8 protein-coding genes and 1 pseudogene are annotated in these 8062 nt (G+C 41.2%); 7 read left to right on the top strand and 2 right to left on the bottom strand.

Annotation, left to right across the window (positions count from 1 at the left end; all coding sequences use genetic code 11):
* Positions 1 to 61 precede the first annotated feature (61 nt).
* Positions 62 to 334 carry an RNA polymerase sigma factor gene (locus tag ACFOHL_RS04280; protein ID WP_376918947.1) on the bottom strand — a complete coding sequence of 91 codons (273 nt, stop codon included), beginning with the start codon at positions 332 to 334 and terminating at the stop codon, positions 62 to 64.
* A gap of 37 nt (positions 335 to 371) precedes the next feature.
* Entirely contained in the window at positions 372 to 1016 is a 645-nt protein-coding gene (locus ACFOHL_RS04275) for an energy transducer TonB (protein ID WP_376918946.1), read from the bottom strand.
* Positions 1017 to 1395: 379 nt separating this feature from the next.
* On the opposite strand from ACFOHL_RS04275, the gene ACFOHL_RS04270 reads away from it, so the two are divergent.
* The 7 genes and pseudogenes from ACFOHL_RS04270 (at position 1396) to ACFOHL_RS04240 (ending at position 8058) form a co-directional block, all read left to right on the top strand.
* Positions 1396 to 2199 (top strand): vWA domain-containing protein, encoded by an 804-nt coding sequence (locus ACFOHL_RS04270; RefSeq protein WP_376918945.1) that lies wholly within the window; start codon positions 1396 to 1398, stop codon positions 2197 to 2199.
* A 460-nt stretch (positions 2200 to 2659) separates the two neighbouring features.
* A complete protein-coding gene (gene rpsP / locus ACFOHL_RS04265; RefSeq protein WP_376918944.1) occupies positions 2660 to 2908 on the top strand; it encodes a 30S ribosomal protein S16 in 249 nt (82 codons plus the stop codon).
* Between the two features lie 25 nt (positions 2909 to 2933).
* Positions 2934 to 3452 carry a ribosome maturation factor RimM gene (gene rimM, locus ACFOHL_RS04260; protein WP_376918943.1) on the top strand — a complete coding sequence of 173 codons (519 nt, stop codon included), beginning with the start codon at positions 2934 to 2936 and terminating at the stop codon, positions 3450 to 3452.
* Positions 3452 to 4242 (top strand): annotated as a pseudogene (trmD, locus tag ACFOHL_RS04255) (tRNA (guanosine(37)-N1)-methyltransferase TrmD). Before rimM ends, trmD begins: the two are co-directional and overlap by 1 nt.
* A complete protein-coding gene (gene rplS / locus ACFOHL_RS04250; protein WP_284218408.1) occupies positions 4235 to 4594 on the top strand; it encodes a 50S ribosomal protein L19 in 360 nt (119 codons plus the stop codon). The pseudogene trmD and the gene rplS overlap by 8 nt, the downstream one beginning before the upstream one ends.
* A 578-nt stretch (positions 4595 to 5172) precedes the next feature.
* The gene (locus ACFOHL_RS04245) at positions 5173 to 6714 is read left to right on the top strand and encodes an AbgT family transporter (protein ID WP_376918942.1); all 1542 of its coding nucleotides are present in this window, start codon (positions 5173 to 5175) and stop codon (positions 6712 to 6714) included.
* Positions 6715 to 6981: 267 nt separating this feature from the next.
* Entirely contained in the window at positions 6982 to 8058 is a 1077-nt protein-coding gene (locus ACFOHL_RS04240; protein WP_376918941.1) for a 3-deoxy-7-phosphoheptulonate synthase, read from the top strand.
* Positions 8059 to 8062 lie beyond the last annotated feature (4 nt).

Raw genomic sequence — 8062 nt, 5'->3', positions numbered from 1 at the left:
TATCGTCAACTGCCTAGGCTACCACTATCAACAAATTTATTCTTAAAATGGGTGCGGGATGTCAGATATATGCTCTAAAATTACTTAGATGTTTGTATTTGTCGGGTTGCTCAATCAATTTCAGCCATAACTGATGTGAAATGTCTTCGGCGCTTGTGGGATCGCTCAGTGTAAGTATGTAGTGATATATTTCGTTACTATGCTTTTTGTAGAGAGCTTCGACGACAGCAGCGTGCCGGTTTATCGTGGCTGTTTTGTTTCGATGACAATTGTCATTACTCGTTGTTCCAGCCGCAAACAATCCATCAATTTGTTTTAGTATTATCGATAGCATACTTTTTCCTTAATAGCCTATACAAAAGTACGAGCACTTAATCTGACAAACTGAAATCTAATTGAACCTGCATGGCGCTGACGGCAGTGGGTTGACCATTTTTTGTTTGAGGTTGATATTTCCATTTTTTCAGTGCGCTCCTTGCTGCTCTTTCAAACATACCTTTAGGCTTTGCATCTACGATAGTAATGTTTTCAACTTCACCTGCTGTATTTATATCGAACGATAACACTACAAAGCCCTCGATACCATCTCTAGCCGCAGTGGTGGGATATCTAGGGTTTGTTCGAAATAAAGGCCGCAATGTTGAGTTGGTTGCGCCAATTGTGGGGCTTATATTGGTTCGTATTATTGGTTTTTGTAATGAAAGTGTTGGGTTAATTTCACCAGGTATGGTTTTTTCCACAGGCACCAATATGGGAGTAGGGGGGCTCGTCGTTATTGGCTTAGGCTTGAGAGTTTGTTTTACTATGGTTTTTTCATCGGGTTCTTCAAATACTAAAGTAAGATTCACGTATTCAGATGGACGAATGGGCGCTTCGGCTTCCGCGTCAGTTAACTCGTGCATAATGATAAATAGGGCAAAAGTTATTATAAACGCAATGCTCGATTGTGTGCTTAATAACGCAATTCGTTGAAAAAACGACGGGCTATTTTGATTTAATGTATTGAGTGTGGACATACATTTTCCTTTTTTATGGGATAAACATACTGATTTACTAATAAGACGATTGAAGAGGTCTGCAGGGGTGAAATTTTTGTAAAAAAGTGGCAAGAGGCAATTTATAAATATCCAGATATATGAGGTGGTCAACACTGTTCCTTTATCAGAAGCTCCAAAAGAGTTGTCATGTATTTTTACATTGCAGTAACTTTTTAAGGGCTATTTGTTTTATATTGTTGATTTATATGCTTTTTTATTTTTGGTTTAATTTATGCATTTTAGCTTGTGGTAGCAAAGAGTTTAATTACCGCACGATAAATGTCATTGCGTTTATCAAGTGCTATAGAGGTAGCTCAATGCGCTATTTTATTTTAACAATCACTAAATAAGGATTTTTATGTTTAAGCTCAAAACTCTTTTGAGAGGTGTTATGGGATTAGCCTGTCTAGTCTTAAGTGTAACATCCGCCAATGCCTCTGTAATAAATCTCGGCTTTTCTTTAGATGAGTCCGGTTCTGTCGGTACGACAAACTTTAACACTACCAGAGATGCCTTAGCTGATGCACTTGCTGTTATTCCAACAACAGGTGCAATAGAGTATAGAATTGCTGTAACGACTTTTGCATCTGGCTTTACAAGTGTAATTGCCCCCACTATTGTCACTTCAAGTAACCTCGCTGCCCTTCAAGCTCAACTGCGGGCTACTACGTTCAATGGCGGCGGCACAAATACTGCGGGCGCAATTGATAATCTCACTTCGTTATTTTCTGCCTACAGCTCTGATTTAACGTTATTTAACATTACTACTGATGGTTCTCCAAATAGTCAATCGGCGGCAGAGAATTCTGCATTGGCAGCCTTCAATAGCTTTGTTGATGGTATTAGTTTTGAAGCTGTTGGATCGGGTATTACTAACGCTACTTCATTAGCAAGGATGGCGAGAATTGCGGGCTTGGGAACGTCTGGAGTCGCAGCAGATGGTGTTATAGTAAATGATATCACTGCTATTCCTAATGCAGCTACAACAGGTTTCGTTATTCCAGTATCTGATTTCGCGGCTTATTCTGCTGCTATCACTGCAAAAATCGGACAAATAGTGACTGATACAGGTGGCGCAGATCCTGTACCTAGTCCACATATATTTCTTTTGTTTGGCTTAGGATTTGTGGCTGTCTTTATTCGAACAAAAGCGAAGGTATAACTTTCGGTAGGTATAGTTTTGTATGATTCGAGTGATACTTAGCGTTACCTAGACCTCGAATAAGCAATTGCGCTTAGCAAAGCTTGAAATAATAATTATTAGTTTTATCCCCTCTAAACAAGTTAGAGGGGATTGCTATTTTTACAATCCAACAATTCAGGTTTAAAAAGGGGGAATGGCAGCTGTCGCATTCTTTCCTCTACTCACTGCTCAAATTACGCCCTTTAATTCTTCTTTTTAAACATAGCTTATGGCCGGATTGTTCTGGATACACTTGCGACTTTTTGTACTCTAGTGAGCCATTTACCGTAAAGTGCAAATCTGCCTTAAGATTTAGAAGTGATAGATAACTAAATACCTTGCAATCAACAGTCATCTGCGTATAATTCGCGCACCTTTTTGTCTGTACTAGGCAAATAAGGTTTGTTAACGGTAACGCGACAACGAGTTTGAGGCATATATGGTTACTATTCGTTTACAGCGTGGTGGTGCGAAAAAGCGCCCATTTTATCAAGTAGTTGTGGCTGACAGCCGCCGTGCACGCAACGGCAAGTTTATTGAAAACATCGGCTTCTTTAACCCAACAGCACAAGGTCAGGCTGAGAGATTACGTCTTGACTTAGAGCGCGTTGAATATTGGGTTGGAAAAGGCGCTGGCTTGTCAGATCGCGTTTCACGCTTGGTAAAGGATGCAAAAGCAGCTGCTTAAGCAGTTGTGATTGAATGGAGTAAAGATGAGTTCTGCATCTGGCAAATTAGTTGTTGGCAAAATTGGCGCACCAAATGGTGTACTCGGTTGGGTCAAAATTAACAGCTTTACTCAGCATCCAACAGATATATTTGACTACATTCCATGGTTTTTGGGAGATAGTCGACAAATAAAGGTTGACCAATGGCGTACTCACGGCAAAGCACTAGTGGCAAAGTTAGTGGGTATCGATAGCAGAAACGACGCTGAACTTATTAAGAATTTAGAAATAAGTGTAGAAGAGTCTCAGCTACCAGAGTTGGATGACGGTTTTTATTGGAAAGATCTTATCGGTATGCAAGTTGTCACCTCAAAAGGTTATAACTTGGGCACGATCAAACAAATGTTTGAGACGGGTGCGAATGATGTCATGACAATAAAAGCGAATGACAATGACGCTTTTGGGCAAACAGAACGCCTATTGCCTTTTATTTATGATGAAGTCGTATTAGAGGTAAATAAGGCAGATAACACTGTTACAGTGGACTGGGATCCAGGGTTTTAATGGCCGCAATACAACGCTTTTGTATTGTGACTTTATTCCCCGAGTTATTTACACCTTTTATCGAACAAGGTGTGTTTGGCAGGGCGGTAAAGAGTGGCATATTGAGGGTTGATATAATTAACCCGCGAGAATTTACTCACGATAAACATCGCACTGTTGATGACCGACCTTATGGCGGTGGACCCGGTATGTTGATGATGGTGCAACCTTTAGCAGATGCCATTGCCAAAGCGAAATCGCTATTGGCAGAAGACAGTAAGGTGATTTACTTGTCCCCTCAAGGGACGCAATTGAACTTTAGTGGTGTACAGCAGTTGAGTCGATATGCAGATATGGTACTTGTGGCTGGACGCTATGAAGGTATAGACGAGAGAGTAATCGCTACTTTAGTCGACGAAGAGTGGTCCATTGGTGATTACGTGTTAAGTGGTGGTGAGTTACCCGCCATGGTACTTATGGATGCGATAGCGAGATTAGTACCTGGGGTGTTGGGACATAAAGATTCGGCCAGCGAGGATTCATTTTCGCACGGTTTATTGGACTGCCCACATTACACACGACCCGAGACATTTAATGGTTTGTCCGTACCTAAAGTTCTATTGAGTGGTGATCACAAAAAAATTAAACAGTGGCGGCTTGAAGAGTCCATAATCAGAACACTTCAACGCCGACCAGATTTGTTAAATGACCTAGCTCTGACTGAGGAGCAACAGGCACTCGTTAAAAAATATCGACAGTCCTGATGCAGCAAGATGACAGTTATTCTAGGATGAGAGGATTAGATGAGTAAAGTCAATCAAGATATCATCAAGAAGATTGAACAAGCACAACTAAAAACTGATTTACCAGAATTTGGTCCTGGTGACACAGTAGTAGTGCGAGTTAAAGTTAAAGAAGGTGACAAAGAGCGTCTACAGGCTTATGAAGGCGTTGTCATTGCTAAACGTAACCGCGGTTTACATTCTGCTTTTACTGTTCGTAAAATTTCAAGCGGTGAAGGTGTAGAGCGTGTGTTTCAAACTCACAGCCCAGCGGTCGATTCTATTGAAGTGAAACGTCGCGGTGCAGTTCGTAGAGCTAAACTATACTATCTACGTGAACGTTCAGGTAAGTCTGCACGTATCAAAGAAAAGCTTAATTAATATTAATTCTGCGTTATCGTTAACAATAAAAACCCGCTTTATAGCGGGTTTTTTAATACATGAAAATGACTTTTTATTTGAGTGATTTTACCGTTCTATGAACTAGGGTCCGTTGAACTTTGGTGTACAAGTTTTGTTCAATTATAGTCTATCTGATCGCGGCGCAGACTTGCAGGCCTAATGGGTTAAGTCAAAAGGCTGCAACAAGGAGCAGATAGACTATAATTGAACCCTTCTGGGCAGGGCTTGTGCTTCATTTCTACTGCTTTATCGCTCCTTTATGTAGAACAACTACACGACAGTCGCTCTGCATTGTATAAATGAAGCACAAATCGCTGCAAAATTGCACACCAAAGGTCAACAGACCCTAAGACAGTTCTTTTACTGCATCTATCATCCAGCCTTTTACCTCCGGTACATATTTGTAGCATTCTCACATTGCATTATTTTTTACTTCTCGCATAATAAACTCTGTCCAAAAATAGGATTGCAGCTGATGTACTCCTGTTCATGCATATAATAATAAAAGCTAGAGTCGGTCAAAGAGCGCTAGCAACAATAAAACGACGGAGAAGTTTATGCAAAATGCCCAATCTACATGGGTTACTCGAGCCTTAGATCGTGTTGAAGTTGTAGGGAATAAACTCCCTGATCCTGCGATTATATTCCTCATTTGTTTATTGGTCGTGTGGGTATTTTCTGCCGCACTTTCGCATGTATCTTTTGATTCTATTGACCCTAGAACGGGTGAAGCGATTGTTGTTAATAACTTAATGACCGGCGACTCCATCGCCGACTTTCTCAGTCGTATGGTCAAGATATTTACTGGTTTTGCACCTTTGGGCGTCGTATTGGTGGCAATGTTAGGTGTTGGTGTTGCAGAGCATTCTGGCTTCATTAGCGCTGGCTTGAAAAAGATGCTTGATGCGACACCCAAAACATTTGTAACGCCAATGGTGGTATTGGTTGCGCTTATATCACATACTGCAACGGACGCTGGGTATGTATTGGTTATTCCACTTGCGGGCGTTATTTTCTATGCCATGGGTAGACATCCCTTGGCGGGGATTGCCGCAGCCTTTGCAGGGGTAAGTGGTGGTTTTTGCGCTAATTTTATCCCATCTGCCATCGATCCTTTGTTGCAGAGCTTTACACAGGAAGCTGCGAGAATCATTGACCCCACTATTGAGGTTAACCCTTTAAACAACTATATATTTAACTCTATTTCATCTATTTTAATTATCAGCATCGCTTGGTATTTAACAGATAAAGTCATCGAACCGCGTCTAAAAAATGTAGAGGTGGATGGCGACCCCAGCGAAATTCCAAAGTTCGAAGTGCTAAACGAGAAACAGAAAAAAGCACTTAGATGGGCAAGTCTGTCGATGCTTTTAGGTATTATCGTATTGGTTGCCGTTACTTTACCTGAATCAAGCCCTATGCGAGACCCTAAAGGCAATCTCACTACATTTGCTGCACCAATAATGCAGTCCATTGTCCCTATTATCTTCTTATTGTTTTTATTACCTGGTGTTGTATATGGCTACCTGTCGGGCGCATATTCTTCGACGAAGGATATTATTGACAGTATGACTAAGGCTATGCAAGGCATGAGTTATTATATTGTCATGGCATTCTTTTGTGCACTCTTCATTGATGCATTTAATAAGTCGAACTTGGGGGCTCTCTTAGCTATCGAGGGTGCTGAAGTACTAAAAACCCTCGGTCTACCGAGTATGGTGACGGTTGTTGGTATTGTGTTTTTAACCGCATTTGTGAATTTGTTTGTTGGCTCTAGTTCAGCAAAGTGGGCATTGCTTGGCCCAATATTTGTGCCGATGTTAATGCAACTGGGTATTTCACCTGACCTGACGCAAATTGCATACCGAGTAGGGGATTCCTCTTCAAATATTATCACTCCCTTGTTGCCTTATTTTCCCTTAGTCGTGATTTACTGCCAACGTTACGTAAAATCAACGGGGATAGGCACGTTGCTCTCTCTAATGCTGCCTTATAGCATAACCATTTTAATCGCTTGGACGATATTTTTGTTATTGTATTGGTCTTTAGGTATTCCTTTGGGTATTCAGTCTAGTTACGTTTATCCAGCTGTGGGATGACTTATTCCAGAAAAATATTGCCCTCGTGCCGTGCTTTTGTTAAAACACACGTCCACGCGTTAAAAATAAAACCAAAGCACGTGCACACTTTATAGGGATCTCAAAACTATCGACAGAAAATAAGCCTAGTGGCTTAGGGCTCGCTGTGTAATAAATGTTACAAGTTCAGCAAGCCTTATTACGGTCTCTTTTTTTTACCCAATATTAGGGCAATAACATGACAGAGAGTCAGTTAGACCCTAACGATTAAGCAAGTGTATAGAGACAATGCATAAAGATAGTGTTAATAATTTACATGTAAGTGGAGAACGGGTACTAGTCAGCCCAGAGCAGCTCGCGAATGAAATGCCCATCAGTGATAAAGCGAGAGCTTTTGTTGAATCTGCTAGAAGCACAATTTCCGATATTATTCATCGTAAAGATCATCGCTTGCTCATCGTGTGTGGCCCCTGTTCTATACATGATGTCGTTGCTGCGAAAGAATACGCACAAAAACTAAAAGCCCTTCATAAATTGTGTAAGGATACCTTGTATATTGTTATGCGGGTATATTTTGAAAAGCCACGCACCACCACTGGGTGGAAAGGCTTGATCAATGATCCCCATTTGGATGACTCATTTGATATTGAAACTGGACTCAGGACAGCAAGAGAGCTTTTGAATTATTTGGCTGAGCTCGAAATCCCTGTCGCGACAGAAGCGCTTGATCCGATTAGTCCGCAATACCTCGCTGAATATTTTAGTTGGGCAGCGATTGGTGCAAGAACTTCTGAATCTCAGACGCACCGCGAGATGGCCTCTGGTCTGTCAATGCCAGTTGGTTTTAAAAACGGTACGGATGGAAGTTTAGATATTGCGATAAATGCGCTCAAATCAGCCGCGTCTGGACATAATTTTATGGGCATTAATAAGCAAGGTCAGGTCAGTGTTATTAAAACTGAAGGCAATCCTGATGGGCATATTATTTTGCGCGGTGGTAAGCAGCCAAATTACGACTCCGTGGCGGTAGCAGAATGTGAAACTGCCTTGAATCAAGCAAAGGTGACTTCAGCACTAGTGGTAGACTGTAGTCATGCTAACTCATCAAAAGATTACACGCGTCAACCCTTGGTAGCAGAAAATGTGTTTAATCAAATTGTCGAAGGCAACACTTCTATCATTGGCATTATGTTAGAAAGCCATTTAAATGAAGGCAATCAAAGCATGACGGGAAAATCTGTTGAGCAATTAGACTATGGCGTCTCCATCACGGACGGCTGTATTAATTGGGATAAAACCGACGAACTCATTAGTTTAGCTAACCGTAAGCTGGCTTCAGTGTTGCCTACCCGCCTTAATAAGTGATATA

The sequence above is a fragment of the Agaribacter flavus genome (assembly GCF_042646125.1).
Taxonomy (GTDB): Bacteria; Pseudomonadota; Gammaproteobacteria; order Enterobacterales; family Alteromonadaceae; genus Glaciecola; species Glaciecola flavus.
The sequence above is the reverse complement of the archived record's forward strand: the minus strand, read 5'-3'. Positions and strand labels throughout refer to the sequence as shown.